The following is an 18,387-nucleotide window of genomic DNA, read 5'->3' on the forward strand; positions in this document are numbered from 1 at the left end:
TGTTTCGACATGTCGCGATGCGCGTGATGCTGTTGCGATTCCCTATTCCCTATTCCCTATTCCCAGCTGAGCGTTACGGTGACGTAGTGGATTCCGGGCGCGGCGTACGCCAGGCATCGACGATGCGCGTGTACTCGCCGCTGGCCTTGCTCAAATGCAGCCATTGGTCGACATAGGCCTTCCATGCGTGGTCGTCGCGCGGCAGCAGAAAGGCTTTTTCGCCGTATTGCAGCGGTTGCTCCGGCGCGATGGCGCATAGCGCGGGCAGGCGTGCCTGCTGGTACAGCGCCTCGGAGGCATCGGTGATCATCACGTCGGCACGCTGGTCCACCAGCTCCTGAAAGATGGTGGTGTTGTCGGCGAACAGGCGCAGGTTCGCGCGCGGCAATTCGCGCCGCGCGAAGGCTTCGTTGGTGCCCCCGGGCGGTTCGATCACGCGGACGTCGGGTCGATTGAGTTGCGCCATGCTGCGGTAACGCGTCTGGTCGGCGCAGCGCACCAGCGGGATCTTGCCGTCCACGTCCAGCACCGTGCTGAAGCTGGCCTGGCGTTGCCGCTGCAAGGTCACCGAGATGCCGCCGACTGCAATGTCGCAATGATCGGCGAGTAGATCGGGCATCAGGTGCGGCCAGCTGGTGCGTACGAATTGCACACGTGCGCCCAGGCTGGCGCCAAGCGACTGTGCCAGCGCGATGTCGCTGCCTTCGAATTGCCCGTCTGCGCGCAGCAACGAATAAGGAAGATAGTCGCCAGTGGTGCACACGCGCAGCACGCCGGATTGCAGCACTGCATCCAGACGTGAGGCAGGCTCGGCAGCCTGCGCGCTGCCGCAGGTCAGCAGGAATGCGAACAGAGCGCGATAACGCATGGTTTGGCCTCGATGATGAGTCGTCATGATAACCATGGGCTGCACCGCTGGTTTCGGCGCGTTTTCAGCGAACGCACGTCAACAGCGTGTCAGCGCGGCGATGCTCAGGCTCACGGTGCACTAGCGTTGCGCGGCCTAGCGTTGATGCACCACTGAACGCAACGGAGTCGTCCATGCATCTCAATCCACGTACTGCTCGCCCGATGACCACGTTCACCACAGGCGTGGCCGCGCACGGCACGCCCGATCCGGATACCAACGAAGAAGAAATTCCGTTGGAGGAGCAGGCGCCGCAGCAAGGCGGTTTGCGCGAGGAGGTGGGCGATCTGGAAGAGGATGACGATCAGGCACTGCCGGGCCGTGTAGGTGGAGGGCTTGCTGGGGGCTAGTAAATGTTGGTTGCTGGGCAGCGTTTTGCGAGTTGATTAACACGTCAGGGGAATTGCACGTTGCCCGGTTCGAAATACACCGGCTTGTTGCCGTCTTCGGGCAGCCCGGGAATGGTATCGACGATGGCCTTGCCGCGGATGTCGGTGATGCGGATGGACAGCGGTTGGTTGCCCAGTTGCTCACCGAGGAAGTGGTTGTAGTCCATCTTCTGCAAGCTCTTCCAGGTGCTGCCTTGTTTTACTTCGAACTTGACGACCGGGTAGGCGTGGTTACGCACCTGGATCGCCGCCCACCAGCGTGAGCTGCCTTCCTTGATGCGGTATTGCACGTTGCCGGTGATGGGTGCGCGTACGATTTTCCAGCTGATCGGGATGCGCCCTTGCACCGTGTCGCCGATTGCAGCAAAGGCATTCGGTGATAAGTCCAGGCCGCCGGATGCGCCGTCCGGATAGAGGTCGGTGACATAGACGACGGTCTTGCCCTTGGGGCCGGTCACTTCCAGATAGGCGCCGGCAAGCGCGGCCTTGACCCCATCAAAGTTCATCTGGGTCGGGTTGAGTGCGGTGATGAACGCGGTGCTGGGAATCGGGTCCAGCAGGACTGCACCGCCGGAATAGCCGGAGCCGGTGTAGGTCGCTGTGCCACTGAAGGTGCTGTTCCAGGTGGTCGCATTGCTCGCGTCGGCGGTCCTGGCGCTTTTTGCTGATGCGCTGACGGAGGTGGTTGCTGCCAAGCCCCATGCTTGATGCAGGATCTGCAGCTTGTCGCTGCGCGGGCTGCTATCGCTGGCGAGCAGGCCGCCATTGTTGGCATTGCCTATTTCCCAGCTGCCTAGAAAGGCACTGCGCATGCCGGTGCTTGCCAGATAGCCGCTCAATGCCTGTTGCCATGCGGGATCGCGCGGGTCGCCATCGCCCAGGCCGCCACCAATGCTCACCGGCAGTACCGCATAGTCTGCGGCAAACGTGCCGAAGTCGCGTTGCCAGCTCGCTGGCAGACCGCGTGGAAAGTCGGCCGCTGCGAAGGCATCTGCCGCATCGCGATCCGGCCCCGCCAGTTTGGGCATCAACACCAGTTGCTTGGCTGGGATGCGCAATGGCACGCAGGCAAGCGGCTGCAGATTGCTGCCGGGCGCCTTGCGCGCGGAGTCGCTGCAGAGCGCGTTGTTGCCCACGCCTTCCACGCCCACCACCCAGCGTGGTGCCTGTTTGAGGACGGTGGCCGCCGCGCGCGAGGCGATGCGATTCCAGTCGGCGTCTGCGCTGCTTCCTGCCCAGGTGGCATTGCGGTAACCGCTGCTGCCCAGATCAATGCCGATCACACCGGTGGTGGTGCCGTAGCGGGCGGCGAGCGTGGTCAAGCCGTTCGTCCAGGCTTGCTGCTGCGTGCCCAGCTGCGGTGCGGAGTCATTGCACCCGCCATCGGCAAATGCGAGCAGGACCTGCATGCCGCGTTGGGTGCTGGCGCGCACGACCGCATCGAGCAGCTGCAACGAAGTCAGGCCGCGCAGTGCGGGGTCGCCTGCGACATCGGCCGCAGCGACGGGCTTGGCTTGCAGCGTCGCCGCGCAGATCGGCACACGCAGCGCATTGATATCGGCTGCCTGCATCTGATCCAGCGTCTGTTGCAGCGTGTTGTTGCGCAGACCCGCTGCAACCAGCGCAGCGCGATCGAAGCCTGGCCAGGTCACGCCGCGCAGTTGCAGCGCCTGACCGCGCGCGTCGATCAGTTGCCCGTGTGCATCGACCTGCACGGCCAATGCGGAGACCGGGACCAGCAACGTCATGGCCAGCAATAGATGGGAGCGTGAGTACATGGGAGTGTCCTGAGGGTTAGGCCCGCGCAGGAGACCAGCAATCGCCACGTGCGGTCCGCGCGCAGTCAAGGAAGCGGGCAGGAGCGCGTGCTACAGCCAGCGTAACGAGCGCGCTGGGACGCGGATCGCTGTTTGTGCGAGATGCCGCACGGTTGTCATCTTGGTCGCGGCAGTGAATTCCGCTGCCAGCGTGCAGCCCTCGCTGCATGGCGCAACACGCGGCGCGCAACCCGCACTGTGCGCACCGCAGCATGGCGCTGTCCGCTCGGCATGCGCAGGCGTATTTGCCGGCCTACCCGGCGTTGCTGTTCAAACCGCTGGTGCGCGCTGCCGCGATCTCGTATTTTTGACGGCTTGTTCACTTGCCGGTGCCGTGCCCATGTCTGACCCGTCCGCGCCCGATCATCTGCAACGCAGTCTCTCCAATCGTCACCTGCAGCTGATCGCCATCGGTGGCGCGATCGGCACCGGGCTGTTCATGGGCTCGGGCAAGACCATCAGTCTGGCTGGCCCGTCGATCCTGTTCGTCTATCTGATCATCGGCGCGATGCTGTTCTTCGTGATGCGCGCGATGGGCGAGCTGCTGCTGTCCAACCTGGAGTACAAGTCGTTCATCGACTTTTCCACCGATCTGCTCGGGCCCTGGGCCGGGTTCTTCTGCGGCTGGACGTACTGGTTCTGCTGGATCATCACCGCCATCGCCGATGTCATCGCGATTGCGGCGTATGCGCAGTTCTGGTTTCCGGGATTGGCGCCGTGGATTCCGGCCATTCTCTGCGTGCTGTTGCTGCTGAGCCTGAACCTGGTGACGGTGAAGTTGTTCGGCGAGATGGAATTCTGGTTCGCGTTGATCAAGATCATCGCTATTGCCGCGCTGATCATCACCGGGGCCGGGCTGGTGGCGTGGGGCTTCCGCTCGCCGTCGGGCAATGTGGCCTCGTTGTCGAACCTGTGGAACGACGGCGGCATGTTCCCGATGGGCATTGGCGGGTTCTTCGCCGGTTTTCAGATCGCGGTGTTCGCCTTCGTCGGCATCGAGCTGGTGGGCACCACCGCGGCGGAGACTGCAGACCCGCGCCGCAACCTGCCCAAGGCGATCAACTCGATCCCGGTACGCATCCTGATTTTCTACGTGCTGGCGCTGATCGCGATCATGGCGGTGACGCCGTGGCGGCAGGTGGTGGCCGACAAGAGCCCGTTCGTGGAGTTGTTCGTGCTGGCCGGCGTGCCGGCTGCGGCCAGCCTGATCAACTTCGTGGTGCTGACCTCGGCCACCTCGTCGGCCAATAGCGGCATCTTCTCCACCAGCCGCATGCTCTACGGCCTGGCCGAAGAGCAGCATGCGCCGAAGGGCTTCGCCAAGCTCTCGCGTGCAGCGGTGCCGGCGCGCGGGCTGCTGTTCTCCTGCGTGTGCCTGTTGCTGGGCGCGATGCTGGTGTATCTGATTCCCAACCTGGTCACTGCGTTCACGCTGGTCACCACCTTGTCGGCGGTGCTCTTCATGTTCGTGTGGTCGCTGATCCTGTGTGCCTATATCGCCTATCGGCGCAAGCGCCCGGAGCAGCACGCGGCCTCGGCGTTCAAGATGCCCGGTGGCGTGTTGATGTGCTACGTGTGCCTGGCGTTTTTCGCCTTCGTCATTGTGCTGCTGACCTTGCAGGCCGACACGCGCCAGGCTTTGCTGGCCAGCCCGGTGTGGTTCCTGCTGCTGGCGATCGGGTATGCGGTGAAGCGGAAGCAGACGCGCACAGGCTAAGCGCACGCAAGACCGACCGAAGACATCACCAAGGCCCCGCACTGCGGGGCCTTGGCGTCTGTGGCTGCACGGCGCCGCGATAAAGGCCACTGGCAGCTAAGCGCGTTTTGCGCGCGACGTTGACGCCGATCGGATGGAACGGGATGCTCGCCGCCATCCATCGCCACGGCCTGCCGCATGATCACGACGCACCCGATTGCCGGAACGCAGCACACGCAAGGTTCCTGGGTCGACCTGTGCCAACCCAGCGCACAGGAGCTGGCGCAGGCTGCAGAAAAGGTGGGGTTTGCGCTGCCGGATCGCGCGGCGATCGGCGAGATCGAATTCAGCAGCCGGGTGCGGCGCCAGGGCGATGTGCTGTTTCTCAACGTGCCGCGCTTTCAGGACGACGATGGCCCGACCGCGCCGCTGGGCTTTGCGGTGTCGCCGACCATGTTGGTCACCTTGCGCGAGCAGCGCTTGGGCTCGCTGGAGGCGGTGGCCGCGCGGCTTGAACACGAGCCCTGCCACAGCGCCGACGATTTGTTGCTGCGCATGTTCGACCAGTTGGTGGGCCGCCTGGCAGACCGGCTGGAATCGCTGGAAGCCGAGGTCACCGACACCACCCGGCTGGTGTTCGACAACCCGCACAAGACCAAGGACCTGGAGCGCATGTTGCATCAGGTCGGTGGCATGGGCCGGCGCCTGGGCGGGCTGCACAATGCCGGGCAAGGCATGCTGCGCCTGGTCAGCTATCTGGATGGCACAGCGCCGGACTGGTTCGGCGACGACGCGGCCAAACGCATCGCATTGCTGCACCAGGATCTGACCACCTTGAGCGAATTTCAGCAGCACATGGACGACCGCATCGAGTTCCTGCTCGACAGTGTGCTGGGCATGATCAACATGGACCAGAACAACGTCATGAAGGTGATGGCCGTGGCGTCGGTGGTCGGCATCCCGCCCACCGTGCTGGTCGGCATCTGGGGCATGAATTTCGCCTACATGCCCGAGCTCAAATGGCACGACGCCTATTTTTGGGCGCTGGGCGTGATCGTGCTGAGCATGGTGGTGCCGCTGGTGTGGTTCCGCAAACGCGGATGGGTGTAATGCATCAGAGCTGAAAAATCGTAGGAGCGCACCAGGGCGCGATGCGGCGTTACCGGGAAGGCCCTCGCGCCCAGGGGCGCTCCTACAGGGTGGGCTGGGATGCGCAGCTGTCACTGCGCATCGCGTCGTGACTGGAAAACTGCCCAGCTGCGTAGCGTGCCACCAGGCGATGCGCGTTGTTGATTGCTGCCGGGCGGCCTGGATCAGCCCTTGGCCTGGAAGCTGGCCTCTTCGTACGGCTGCACCACCACCCAGCCTTCGCCGGCGAAGCGCATTTGCAGGGTTTCTCCCGAGCCGCGCCCGAACAGGGTGCCGATCGAGACGTCGGCCACCAGCTCCGGGGTCAGCGTGCCCGACCAGGCCACCGTGGCATTCGGGTCGGTGAACACCGGGCCGCTGGCGGCGGTGACCGGCAGGGTCAGCGGCTCGTAGTGCGAGGTGATCGCCACGATGCCGTGGCCGCTCAGGCGCACGTTGAACAGGCCGCCGGACAGCATGCCGGCCACTTTACGCATCATGGTGATCTTGTGCTCGACACCGGATTCGAACGCCAGCACGTCGTTGCCGTTGACGAAGATCGCCTCGCCATTCAAACGCAGCAGCGTCACCAGCTTGCCGAGGTCGGCCAGATACACCCGGCCCTGGCCTTCGGCCTTCATCAGCTGCATGCCTTCGCCGCTGACGGCCTTTTTCAGCAGGTTGCCCAGACCCTGTTCCAGCAGTCCTTCGCGGGTGAACTTGACGTTGCCGGTGCGCGCGACCATGGCGCCGGCCTTGGACCACACCATGCCGTTGAGGCGCACTTCCAGCAGGTGCGGGTTTTCCAGTTCGAACGGATCGGGGCTGACGTCCTTTTCCTTGGAATGGGCGAGAAATTCGTTGAGCGTGCGTACGGCCATGGGTCCATCCCTGTGCGTGAAAGAGTGCGCATGATACGCGGCAGGCCGGTGTCTTCGAAGCGTACTGATGTGTGAGCCGCTTTGCGTCTGCAGAGATGGCGCGCCGATCGGCACGAAGGCGCGTCGCAAATAAAACAACCGCTCGGCCTGCGCAATGCTTCTGAGATCAGCGTCGGATTCACGACACTGCTGCCGGGCTAGATTGCTCCTACAGATAACGTCTTTACGTTGTTCAAGGAGTTGGCCGATGCGCGTTGTTCGTGGCAATCAAGTGGAAGGATGCAGGTCTGGAATGTCGCTGCGCCATGGCGCGATCGTATCGCTGCTTGCCATCGTCGCCAGTGTGATTGGCTTGCACGGCGCACCCGCGCAAGCGGCAGTGGGGCCGGGCGTGGTGAGCGGCGACACCATCGTGCACGATCCGTCGATGCTCAAGCTCGGTGATGGGCGTTACTACATCTATGCCACCACCGGCGTGGTCACCAGTACCGACCGGACGAAATTCAGCAATGCGGGTGCGATCTTCAGCACCACACCGAGTTGGGTGCGCAGCTACAACGCAGACAATCAGGTGTGGGCGCCGGATGTGTCCTTCCACGGCGGCAATTATCTGATGTATTACACCGCGTCCAAATTCGCCACCAACACCTCGGCGATTGGCTTTGCCAGCAGCAGCACCGGCAAGCCTGGATCATGGAAGGATCAAGGCATTGTCTACACGTCAAAGAGCAGCGACGATTACAACGCCATCGACGGCAATCTGGTGGTGGATGGCGGCGGCAAATGGTGGTTGGCGTTCGGTTCGTTCTGGTCGGGGATCAAGCTGATCCAGCTCGATCCCGGCACCGGCAAGCAGCTGTCCAGCAATACGGCGCGCTACAGCCTGGCGAGCCGGCCGTATCCAGGTGCGGTGGAAGCGCCTTTCATCCAGCAGGCCAATGGCTGGTACTACCTGTTCGTGTCGTTCGATGCGTGCTGCAAGGGCGCCAGCAGCACCTACAAGATTGCAGTGGGGCGTGCGCGCTCGGTGACCGGGCCGTATCTGGATCGCGCCGGTGTGGACATGCGCAACGGTGGCGGCACGGTGATCCAGTCCGGGTTGGGCAGCATGCATGGGCCGGGCGGGCAATCGGTGTTTCGCGATGGCGATGGCGACATTCTTGTCTACCACTACTACGACGATCGCGGCGATGCGCGCCTGGGCATCAACCGGCTGAGTTACGACGGCAGTGCGTGGCCGGTGGTGCAGTAGCAGCGATCACTGCAGCGCGCGGGTGGGCTCTGCAATGACGCAACGATCAGGCGATGCTTGTTGCAGTGATCTGCCATCGCTACCGACAGCCGGAAATGCGATGCCGCCAGCTACGCCGAGCAATGCCCGGCATCAACGATTGCACACTCAGCGCGTCGCCGCTTCGGGCTTGCGCGCGCGTTTGGCCGGCGCCGCCTTGGTCGCTGTGTCCGGGTATAGATTCAACAGCATCAAGGTGACGCCGTTGGTCCAGCCGAAGCCGTCCTGCAGTGCGTATTCGCCGCCGCCGCCGCCGGCTGCCTCGGCTTCCAGACCGTATTTTTCGACCAGCTTGTGTTCGCGCGCGAACAGCGCCTGCACCTGGGTGAGAAAGCGCTCGCCGATGGTGCGTGCCAGCGCGTCTTCGCCGTAACGGCGCAGGCCGTCCACCGCCACCCATTGCAGCGGCGCCCAGCCATTGGGCTCGTCCCATTGCTGGCCGGTCTTCACTGCGGTGGTGGCCAGGCCGCCGGGACGCAGCAGACGCGCACGCACGCTGCTGGCGGTGCGCTTGGCGTGGTCGTCCGACGACAGACCGGCAAACAGCGGATACAGCGCAGCGGCGGTGACCTGGTCGCTCAGCTTGCGCGTCTGCCAATCGTAGTCGGCGTAATAGCCGGCCTTGTTCCACAGATGCGCATCGATGGCCTGCTTGCGCTGCAGTGCCAGCGCGGCGTAGTCCTGCGTGCACTCGGCACCCGGCTGCGCGCAGGCCTGGGCCAGGGTGCGCTCCAGGTGATAGAGCAGGCTGTTCAGATCGATCGGGATGATGGCGGTGGTGCGGATGGTGCGCAGGTTCTGCCCATCGGCCAGCCAGCGGCTGGTGTAGTCCCAGCCGCTTTCGGCACCGGCGCGCAGGTCGCGGTAGACCTCGGCGGCCGGGCGGTCGCTCGCTTCGGCGGCGGTGCGGGTGTCGTGCAGCCAGGCTTCCGGGCGCGGGGTGTCGCGCTCGTCCCAATAGCGGTTGAGCAGGCTGCCGTCGGTCAGGCGCACCACGTGGCGCGCGGCCTGGCCGGGCTGCAGGTCGTCGCTGCCCTGCATCCAGTAGGCGTATTCCTTCTGCAGCTGCGGCAGGTAGCGCTGATACACCGCCTCGCCTTCCACACCGGCCTGCAGTTCCACCATGTAGGAGAAGAACGGCGGCTGCGAGCGGCTGAGGTAGTAGCTGCGATTGCCGTTGGGGATGTGCCCGTAGGTGTCGATCAGGTAGGCGAAGTTGTCCAGCATCTGGCGGCTGAGCGTGGTCTCGCCGCTCTTCACCAAGCCGAGCATGGTGAAGTAGGAATCCCAGTAATACACCTCGCGGAAGCGCCCGCCCGGCACCACGTACGGATGCGGCAGCGCCAGCAGGCTGCTGTACTGCGGCACGTGGGTCTGGCTGCGCACCAGCTTGGGCCACAGGTCGTCGATATGTTCGCGCAGCGCGGTGTCCTGGCGGATCGCGTCGGTCTGCACCGGCGGCGATTCTTCGAAATTGGCGTCCACGAACTTGCGCAGGTCGAAACCGGGGTGATCGTGTTGCGCCAGATAGTCGGCGTTGATCAGTGCCGGGTCGCGCAGCGGCAGAAAGTCGACGAAATGTTTCTGGTCGTCGAACAGCTCGCCGCGCTGCACCGCCTGGAACAGTTCCGGGTAGGCCAGGTCGGGCGTGGGCGGGGTGGCCGCCGGCGCATTGACGACCGGAGTGTCCATCGGCGCGGCAGTCAGCGTGCACGGCGCAACGAACATGCTCAGCGACAGGCCAAGCAGCGACGTGCAGCACGGGGGCGCGGCAGAACTCATGGCATCTCCAGAACGGGCAGTGGCGTAAGGCATGGTAAACGACCGAAGTGGCGGGCGGGACCGGACGAGGGTGTCGGCAGGCCGACAGGCTTCGCACGGAGACGACAAGATTCAGCAAGATGATCCGGCGCGGTGTAGCAGGTTGTTGCGCCAATTCAGGCCTATCGGCGCGGATTGAGGCAGCTTGAGCAGGTGCGGTTCGGCGTAGTCAGCCTGTTGACTGCAAGATGCGCACCAGCCGTCGCGGGCTGAGCTGCGATTGCGAGTACCAACCGCGCCCGCCTGGCAGCCGTGCAGGAGTTTTGTCGGCCGCTCTAAAGCGTTGCATGCGTAGGTGGATGGCGATCCTGGGCGACCGATCGCTCATCCAGCTGATGGGGCGTGTTGTTGGACGCGCCGCCGCCCGCAGATGGGACGTGGTCTCACACGCTCCATCAACACGGACTAGCGCTTGCGGTCGGTTCCCAGCAAACGCTGCAGCTGCAGCGCGTTGGGCACTGCCAGCCCGGCGGCAGTGTTGTCGAAGATCACCCAGCGTTCGGCCTGCGGATGCGCCGCGTTCTGCGGTGCATTGCGCACCGCGTCGGCTAATGCCTGCATCGCGCTGTCGTCGTAACTGCTGTAGTAGATGCGCGGCGCGCCATGCCAGCGCCAGTAGTACGGCCCGGCGGTAGGGCTTGGTGTGGCGGCTTCGGGAACCGGCGACGGGTCGGCGGCGCAGCGTGCGATGTGGTGGCGCGTCAGCAGCGCCTGTGCCTGCGGCAGAAACCAGCTGGCGTGGCGCGGCTCGCACACCACGCCGCCGTCCCAGCGCCGCCGCAGCATCGCGAAAAAGCTGGCCGCCACGCGCGCATCGAAGGCGGCGCTGGGCGGCAACTGCAGCAGCAGGCAGCCCAGCCGCGTGCCCAGCGCGCCGGCCTGGGCGAGAAAGGCATCCAGCAACGGACCGGCCGCACGCAGGCGCGCATCGTGGCTGATGCTGCGCGGCAGCTTGACCGAAAAACGGAAATCCTCCGGCACGCTGTCGGCCCAGCGCGCATAAGTGCTGGCGCGGTGCGGGCGATAGAACGAGGAGTTGATTTCAACCGCATCAAAACGCGTGGCGTAACGCTGCAACACGCTGGCACCGTCAGCAAACGCCGCGCGGTCGGCGGCCGGAATCGACCAGCCTGCACAGCCACAGCGCACACGCGGCACGGCGATGGACGAACGAGGCGACATGACGGGTGAGCGATGCGATCGGGCAGCACTCTATGCATGTGCGCGCGTCAGCATTGCGTGTGCAGTGCGATCACGGCCGACTCACCCACGACTTCGATACTGGGCACATGCCAGAAGGCCCGTCCCTTGTCATCCTGCGCGAACAAACCGAGGCCTTTGTCGGTCGCAAGATCCTGCGTGTCTCCGGCAACAGCAAGCAGGACATTGCGCGCCTGGATCAACAGAAAGTGCTGGCGTTACGCAGCTGGGGCAAGCACTTTTGATCGAGTGCGCGCAGTTCAGCGTGCGCATCCATTTTCTGTTGTTCGGCAGTTATCGCATCGACGAAGACAAGCCCAATGCGGTGCCGCGTTTGCGTCTGGAATTTTCCAAGGGCCAGCGGCTGAACTTCTACGCCTGCTCGGTGCAGTTTATCGATCGCCCCTTGGACGAGGTGTACGACTGGACGGCGGATGTCATGCATCCCCTTTGGGATGGCGCACAGGCACGGCGCAAGTTGCGCGCCGCGCCGTCCATGCTCGCCGCCGATGCATTGCTGGATCAGAGCATCTTTGCCGGCGTCGGCAACATCATCAAGAACGAAGTGCTGCACCGCATCCGTGTGCATCCGGAGAGCACAGTGGGCGCGTTGCCGGCGCGCAAGCTTGGCGAACTGGTCACGCAGGCGCGTGAGTACAGCTTCGATTTCTACACCTGGAAAAAGGCCTTCGTGCTGAAAAAGAATTACCAGGTGCATACCAAAACCAGCTGCCCGCGCGATGGCGCCCCGCTGCAGTATCGAAAGCACCTGGGCAAGGCCGGGCGGCGTGCGTTTTTCTGCGAAGTTTGCCAACGGCTTTACCGGGGCGAGGATGTGTGACCCAGCGCTCAACGTGAATGGCGGCTGGCTCTTTCTGGCCAGACAACGAATTTCAAACGCGCGCAGGCGCAGCGCCCGCTAGATTTGTGCGTCCTGCACCGGGTTCACGGTGTGGCGTGCGCATCTCTCATCTCATCGGTCTCCCGCATTGTGACTACCCGCAGGAAGGAAACGCTTGTCCCGCATGTCGCCGCAGTCGCATGCACGGGCGCCATGCTGTTCTTTCTTGCCTGTCTGTTGCTGTATATGCCGCCGCCGCGCGAAACCCTGCGACACGACGACAGTTTGCAGGTGTATTTCGTGCCGCGCCCGCAGCTGACACTGCCGGCACCGGTGGAGCCGCCGCAACCACGCGAGCGCACACCGCGCGCTGCGCCTGCCGCCGCTGCGGCATCGGCCGCCCGCAGTGCGCCGCCGCCCACACGGACCCCACCACCGCAGCGCCAGGTGGCCGCCGCCAACGCGCCGGCCAACGAATCGATGGCGGCCCAGCTCTATACCCGCGAAGGCCGTTTGCGCATGCCGCAAACGGCGCAAATAGATCCGATGGCGCAAAACGGTACCGCCGTGCCGCCGGGCATGAGCGATGAGCGCGCGCAGGCCAAGGCGCGCAATGTGATGGAGCGGGTCAACCCGGTGCAATACCAGGACACCCGCTTCGCCAAGGACTGGAAGAGCGACGGCACGCTCGGCGATGTGGCGATGCAGGAAATGAATCGCGGCATGAAAAAATTCAACGACATGCTCAACGGCCCGCAGACGCAGGTGGCCAAGGCGCGACCGCCGCCGGATGTGCGCTTCAATCCCGCGTTGGCCGGCAATCAGGCCGAGATGGGCAGCGAAGCGACCGGCGATGCCTACAAGGCCGCGCCGATCGCGCACGAGACACCGCCCGATCTCAAGGGCGAAGCCAGCCGCCGCATCCGCGAGGCGCTGGCGGCGCTGGAGCAACGCAGTGCGCGTTGCGACGCGTCAAAACGCAAAACCCTGTTGTCGCCAGTGCGCACGCATCTGGGCGATCTTGAGCGCGCCGAGCACGCCTTGAACAACGGCGCCGACCCGGTGATGGCTGCGCAAATGCTGCCGCGCCAGGCCGACAGCGCCTACGATCTGGCCCGCCGCGCGCTGTGGTATGCCGATCGCCAGTTGAAGCAGTGCGCGACTGGGTGACGGGTTGGTTAGTGTGCAGCTGACCAAGAGCGACTAACAAAACCTCTCTGACGCTGTATCAATAGCGGCAGCGTGTCTGCAACACGCGCACCGTTGATGTGTGAGGATGAGTAGGTCGAGTCCGCGGCGCCCGCACCGGGTGCGGGACACGCCGTGAATCCGTCCCTGGAGGCTCGGTGGCGGCATCCATGCCGCCACACGGTCCCGCAATCGGTGAGGACACCACACCAGTAAGTTGGTCGGTTGCCTGATATAAACCTGCCTGTTGCTCGGCTTGCGATGAGAAGATTTTCGGACGCAACGTTGTCCGAACAACGCACTGATGCACTGCTCGCAATCATGCATACCGACATTCTTGACTGGTCCTTGCCCGCCCACCGTCGCGGGACCTTACGCGGCATGGATGCCGCGTAAGAGCCTACACGGACGTACTTGCGGCGTGTCCCGCGATGGTGGGCGGGCAAGGGCCTTGCAGCCAAGCCGCAGATCATCTGCTCTAGAAACCGGCGCATCCGCACCATTCAATCACCTTCCAGCCGCTCTAAATCGACGAGTGAGGGATGTGTTTTGGTTGGAGGCAGCCAGGGTTTGCAGGAGCTTGCACACCAGGCGCTGCACGATCGCTTGGCAACCGCACCCTCATCCGGCGCTGCGCGCCACCTTCTCCCGATGGGAGAAGGGGACCAGCCGCTCTTGCCCTTATGCCTGCATGCGCCCAACCGCCCAGCCCAGCCGCGTATGGCCGTCAGGAGTCGAATCACGGCGACGCCCGCCTCACAACAGCCCAATCCGAGCTCTACATAACGCCAATCCCAGCGCCGCATAAGGCCGATCCAAGCGCTACCCCTACATACGGCCAGCCCCAGCGCTACAGCAGGCTATGAGTCTGTCCACGCCATACTTTTACTGAGCCGTACTCTTAATCTGAGTCCGCCCTACGTCAGACTCTGCCGATAGCGGTCTTTTTCGATACTCAGCGCCACTTCCGCACGCAGGAATACCTGGCCGATCGGTTCATCGCCACGGGTCGCCTGCGCCTCGCCGATCAGCACGGTGAGCCCGAGCGCATGTTGTTGCTGGGCGATGTCACGCAGGCCCTGCAGCTTCTGTTCGGCATCGGGGCCGCGCAGCACGGCGATGAACTCCGCGCTTTCGGTGACCCGGTCCACGCTGTCCCCGCTGGCTTGTACATGCGCGGCCAGGGTCTGATCGAGCTGTTGCAAGGCGCGGCCCAGTAGCCGCTCGCTTTGTTTTTCGGCCAGCGCGGCCAGTTCCTGCACTTCCAGGATGACCAGGTAATAACCAGTGTCGGCGCTGGTCCTGGAGGCAACCGGCGCCACCGGCTGCAAAATCGCCTCGCGCTCGAGCTGCAATTCGCGCTTGCGCTCGTCCAGCAGGCGCATGGTGACGCGCGCCAAGGCCTGCAGGCCGGTGCGTTGAATCTCGGTGAGCGTGCGCGGCTCGGTGTCGAGCACGCAGACCGTGCCCAATGCCACGCCGTCGGAGGTCACCAGCGGCATGCCGGCGTAGAACCGCGCACCGGTTTCGCCGGTGACCACCGACACATCGGCAAAGCGCGTGTCCTTGGTCAGGTCGTGCACTTCCATCAGGTGCTCGGGGCTACGGATGGCGTGATCGCACACTGCCTGGCTGCGATCGGTCTGCTGCATGCCCAGACCCAGTTGGGCCTTGAACCACTGGCGGTCGCGGTCGACCAGCGACATCAGTGCGATTGGCGTGCCGCACAACGAAGCCGCCACCTGCACGACGTCTTGATAGGTGTCCTCGGGCAGGCTGTCGACGATGCGGTAGCCATCCAGAACCTGTTGGCGAGAGGCTTCGTCAGCCATGGGCATTTCTTTCATTGAATAAGCCAGACAAGCGCGAGCGAGAAGCTGCCACGATACCGGCGTTGCCGATAACGCGGCGTGGATATTGGCCAGGTGCGTTGGCGTGACCTGACACCGAGCATGGGAAGACGCAGCAACGCGGTTGCCGCCTGCCCGCGGCTGCGCGATGGGCAGGTGCATCTGTTCAACAATCTGCACCTGGGCGACAGCTCCGATGTGGATGATCCGCGCAACCACTACGCGCATGGCGAGCCACCAGCGGGCATGGATGCGGCAAGTTTGCCTGCCGCCGCCGAACGCCAACGCTTGCATGGCGGCGCGGATGTCACCTAAAGCTGCGGGCTGCGTCCTTGCAGTTCCTGATCGGCCTGCACGCACTCACGTGCAGGCGTCCTGTCCGTGCGTCTGGAGACATCCCAACGCCGCACAACCCGACCGCGCCGCTTGGCAGCAGCGCAGCCGGTGGGTCAATCGCCCTCAGCGCTTGACCGGCTTGCCGTCCACGTCGAGCACCTGCACCTCGCCCAGCTTGAGCGCACGCACCGGGGCTTCGATCTTCTTCAGATCGCCCACGATCACCCAGGTCATCGCCTTGGGCGCGATGATCTGCTTGATGGCTTTCTGCGCAGCCGGCTGGTCGATCGCTTCCAGGCGCGGCTTGAGCGTCTGCACGTAATCGTCGGGGCGGTCGAACTGCACGATGCCTTCGATCGCACCCAGTACCGCGCCGGTGGTTTCGAAGCTGCCGGGCAGGGCGCGGATGCGCTGGTTCTTGATCTTCTCGATCTCCTCGGTGGTCAGCGGCGTGTCGCCGATGATCGCGGTGGCTTCCTTGAGAATCTCGTTGGCCGATTCGGCGGTCTTGTCGGTCTGCACCGGTGCCGAAAACAGATACGGCCGCTGGCCCTGCGCATCCAGCATGCGGGTGCCGGCGCCATAGGCCCAACGCTTGTTCTCGCGCAGGTTCATGTTCAAGCGCGAGGTGAAAGTGCCGCCGAAGGCGCCATTGGCCACGCCGATGGCCAGGTTGTCCGGCGCCTTGGTGGACGGGGCGAGCAGGCCGGCCAGGATCACCGACTGCGGCGCATCCGGGCGATTGATCAGATACACGCGCGGCTTGGGCTGCGCGGCGACGTTGGCCAGGTTCTTCTTCGGCAACGGGGTGCTCGGTGCCTTCCAGTCGCCGAAGGCGGCATCGAGCTGCGGGATGATCTGCGCCAGCGTGGTGTCGCCGGCCACCAGGATGCGCAGGTTGTCCGGACGCAGCCACTGGCTGTGGAAGGCCTGCAGGTCCTGGGCGTTGAGGCTCTTGATCGCCGCCTGGGTGCCGCTGCCGGTGAGCGGGATGCCGTAGGGGTGATTCTGGCCGAACAACAACGGCGGCAGTGCCCGCAGCGCCAGGCTGTTGGGCTGGGTCTTTTCCTGTGCGATGCCGGCCAGCCACTGGCTGCGGATGCGCTCGATGTCGGCGGCCTTGAAGGCCGGGTTGCGCACGATGTCGGAGAACAATTGCAGCGAGGGCTGCAGTTGGTCGTTGAGCGCGTCCAGCGAGGCGCTGCAGCTGTCCAGATCGCAGCCGACTGCGGTGATCGCGCCCAGGCGCTGGCGGCGCTGCGCCACTTCCACCGAATCCAGCGCGGCGGTGCTCTCGTTCATCAGCGCGGCGCTGAAGCTGGCGGTGCCCAGCTTCTTGCCCTGGTCGGCCGCATAGCCGGCATCGAACAGCAACTCCACCTGGGTCACCGGGATGGTGTGGCGCTCGGCCAGGATCACCTCGATGCCGTTCTTCAACTTGCCGCGCTGCAACTGCGGGAAGCTCAGATCGGGGAACTGGCTGGTCTCCGGCACGCCCTTGCTGCGGTCCAGCGTGGAGGCGGTGATCTTGTACTTGCCGGCGGCCGGCAGCTTGGGCGCCGGTTTGCCCGGTTCGTCGCCACGTGCGACCACCGCCCTGTCTTCGGCGGCGGGGTCGAAATTCTTGCCGGCCGGCAACACGGTGAGCAGATAGTCGCCCTTGCCGAACCAGCTGGCAGCGGCCTGCTTGACGCTGTCCACGCTGGCGGCCTGCCCGCGCTGCAGATCCTGCTTGTAGGCGCCCGGGTCGCCGCGATAGACCTGGCCCTCGGCCAGGATCACCGCCTTGCCGGTGAAGCCGCCGACCTTTTCCAGCCCGCGCACGAAGCCGGCGCGGTAGGCCACCTGCGCACGCTGCAGTTCGTCGGCGGTGGGGCCCTGGGCGATGAATTTCTTGAGTTCCTCGTCGATGATCGCCTCGACCTTGGCCGGGTCCACACCGTCCTTCACATCGGCCTGGATCTGTACCTGGCTGGACAAGGCGAAGGCCTGGATCGACGCCGACACGTCGTCGACCAGATTGTCCTGATAGACCAGACGCTGATACAGCCGCGAGGTCTTGCCACCGCCGAGCACGGTGGTGGCCAGGTCCAGCTGGATCGCCGCATCGCTACCGAGTTGCGGCGCGACCCAGGTGCGGTAGATGCGCGGTTGCGAGACATGGTCGTGCTGCACGCCACGCTTCTGCGCGGCCAGCGGGGTCACCCACGGCTGCTGGCGTGCCACCGGCTTGCCGGACGGGATATCGCCGAAATACTGCAGCGCCTTGGCGCGCGCCTGCGCCACGGTGATGTCGCCGGCCAGCACCAGGGTGGTGTTGGCGGCGCCATAGTTGTCGTTGAACCACTGTTTGACGTCGGCCAGCGAGGCCGCGTCCAGGTCTTCCATCGAGCCGATGGCGTCGTGCTGATACGGATGGTTGGCCGGGAACAGGTTGGACAGGATGTTCTGGTCCACGCGGCCGTATGGGCGGTTCTCGCCCTGGCGTTTTTCGTTCTGCACCACGCCACGCTGGGTATCGAGTTCTTCCTGGCCGATCGCCCCGAGCAGATGGCCCATGCGGTCCGATTCCATCCACAGCGCGGTATCCAGCGCGGTGGTCGGCACGGTTTCGAAATAGTTGGTGCGGTCGAACCCGGTGGTGCCGTTCATGTCGGTGGCGCCGACCTTCTCGAACGGGGCGAAATAGCTGCCCTTGTTGTTTTCCGAGCCGGAGAACATCAGATGCTCGAACAAGTGCGCAAAGCCGGTCTTGCCGGCCGGCTCGTCGCCGGAACCGATGTGGTACCAGATGCTTACCGCCACCACCGGCGCCTTGTGGTCTTCGTGCACCACCACGGTCAGGCCGTTGGGCAGGGTGAAGCGGGTGTAGCCGATCTCGGGAATGGCGCTGCTGGCCGCGGGCTTTGACAGGCTGGCCGGGGCAGCTTCGACGACGGGAGCAACGGTGCCGGCGGCGGCGCCGAGCACACCGGCGATCAACAGGGACAGCGGACGCAGCATGTGACACTCCAGAACGGAACAATCGGCCGAGGGTAGTGG

Annotated in this window: 13 protein-coding genes and 1 pseudogene; 7 read left to right on the forward strand and 7 right to left on the reverse strand. The window is 64.6% G+C overall.

Annotation, left to right across the window (positions count from 1 at the left end; translation table 11 throughout):
- Positions 1-73: 73 nt before the first annotated feature.
- Positions 74-868, reverse strand: a complete 795-nt coding sequence (locus NDY25_RS14410; RefSeq protein ID WP_168958699.1) for a transporter substrate-binding domain-containing protein — start codon at positions 866-868, stop codon at positions 74-76.
- A 173-nt stretch (positions 869-1,041) separates the two neighbouring features.
- Between NDY25_RS14410 and NDY25_RS14415 the strand changes: the two genes are divergently transcribed.
- Positions 1,042-1,257, forward strand: a complete 216-nt coding sequence (locus tag NDY25_RS14415; RefSeq protein WP_023905227.1) for a hypothetical protein — start codon at positions 1,042-1,044, stop codon at positions 1,255-1,257.
- A 44-nt stretch (positions 1,258-1,301) separates the two neighbouring features.
- Here the strand turns inward: NDY25_RS14415 and NDY25_RS14420 are convergent, their stop codons facing one another.
- A complete protein-coding gene (locus tag NDY25_RS14420) occupies positions 1,302-3,074 on the reverse strand; it encodes an expansin EXLX1 family cellulose-binding protein (RefSeq protein WP_168958698.1) in 1,773 nt (590 codons plus the stop codon).
- Between the two features lie 379 nt (positions 3,075-3,453).
- Between NDY25_RS14420 and cycA the strand changes: the two genes are divergently transcribed.
- Positions 3,454-4,830 carry a D-serine/D-alanine/glycine transporter gene (gene cycA / locus NDY25_RS14425; RefSeq protein ID WP_168958697.1) on the forward strand — a complete coding sequence of 459 codons (1,377 nt, stop codon included), beginning with the start codon at positions 3,454-3,456 and terminating at the stop codon, positions 4,828-4,830.
- Positions 4,831-5,007: 177 nt separating this feature from the next.
- The gene (locus tag NDY25_RS14430; protein WP_168958696.1) at positions 5,008-5,919 is read left to right on the forward strand and encodes a CorA family divalent cation transporter; all 912 of its coding nucleotides are present in this window, start codon (positions 5,008-5,010) and stop codon (positions 5,917-5,919) included.
- 203 nt (positions 5,920-6,122) lie between these two features.
- Here NDY25_RS14430 and NDY25_RS14435 read toward each other — a convergent pair whose 3' ends face one another.
- Positions 6,123-6,818, reverse strand: coding sequence for an AIM24 family protein (locus NDY25_RS14435; protein ID WP_168958695.1), 696 nt, complete (start codon positions 6,816-6,818; stop codon positions 6,123-6,125).
- A 292-nt stretch (positions 6,819-7,110) separates the two neighbouring features.
- Between NDY25_RS14435 and NDY25_RS14440 the strand changes: the two genes are divergently transcribed.
- Positions 7,111-8,070, forward strand: coding sequence for an arabinan endo-1,5-alpha-L-arabinosidase (locus tag NDY25_RS14440; RefSeq protein WP_168958694.1), 960 nt, complete (start codon positions 7,111-7,113; stop codon positions 8,068-8,070).
- A gap of 147 nt (positions 8,071-8,217) precedes the next feature.
- Here the strand turns inward: NDY25_RS14440 and treA are convergent, their stop codons facing one another.
- Both treA and NDY25_RS14450 read right to left on the reverse strand, forming a co-directional pair.
- Positions 8,218-9,891: an alpha,alpha-trehalase TreA gene (gene treA / locus NDY25_RS14445; RefSeq protein ID WP_168958693.1), complete on the reverse strand. Its 1,674-nt coding sequence runs from the start codon at positions 9,889-9,891 to the stop codon at positions 8,218-8,220.
- A 444-nt stretch (positions 9,892-10,335) separates the two neighbouring features.
- Positions 10,336-11,112: a DUF72 domain-containing protein gene (locus NDY25_RS14450; RefSeq protein WP_168958692.1), complete on the reverse strand. Its 777-nt coding sequence runs from the start codon at positions 11,110-11,112 to the stop codon at positions 10,336-10,338.
- Positions 11,113-11,219: 107 nt separating this feature from the next.
- Here NDY25_RS14450 and NDY25_RS14455 point away from each other — a divergent pair.
- A pseudogene (locus NDY25_RS14455) lies at positions 11,220-11,971 on the forward strand (DNA-formamidopyrimidine glycosylase family protein).
- Between the two features lie 150 nt (positions 11,972-12,121).
- The gene (locus NDY25_RS14460) at positions 12,122-13,141 is read left to right on the forward strand and encodes a hypothetical protein (RefSeq protein ID WP_168958690.1); all 1,020 of its coding nucleotides are present in this window, start codon (positions 12,122-12,124) and stop codon (positions 13,139-13,141) included.
- A 935-nt stretch (positions 13,142-14,076) separates the two neighbouring features.
- On the opposite strand, the gene NDY25_RS14465 is transcribed toward NDY25_RS14460, so the two are convergent.
- Complete coding sequence (locus tag NDY25_RS14465) at positions 14,077-15,006, reverse strand: GAF domain-containing protein (protein WP_168958689.1); 930 nt, start codon at positions 15,004-15,006, stop codon at positions 14,077-14,079.
- A gap of 105 nt (positions 15,007-15,111) precedes the next feature.
- On the opposite strand from NDY25_RS14465, the gene NDY25_RS14470 reads away from it, so the two are divergent.
- Positions 15,112-15,324 carry a hypothetical protein gene (locus tag NDY25_RS14470; protein WP_256627533.1) on the forward strand — a complete coding sequence of 71 codons (213 nt, stop codon included), beginning with the start codon at positions 15,112-15,114 and terminating at the stop codon, positions 15,322-15,324.
- A gap of 144 nt (positions 15,325-15,468) precedes the next feature.
- Here the strand turns inward: NDY25_RS14470 and NDY25_RS14475 are convergent, their stop codons facing one another.
- Positions 15,469-18,348 (reverse strand): M16 family metallopeptidase, encoded by a 2,880-nt coding sequence (locus NDY25_RS14475; RefSeq protein ID WP_168958688.1) that lies wholly within the window; start codon positions 18,346-18,348, stop codon positions 15,469-15,471.
- Positions 18,349-18,387: the final 39 nt, after the last annotated feature.

This window comes from Xanthomonas hortorum pv. pelargonii, assembly GCF_024499015.1.
Taxonomy (GTDB): domain Bacteria; phylum Pseudomonadota; class Gammaproteobacteria; order Xanthomonadales; family Xanthomonadaceae; genus Xanthomonas; species Xanthomonas hortorum_B.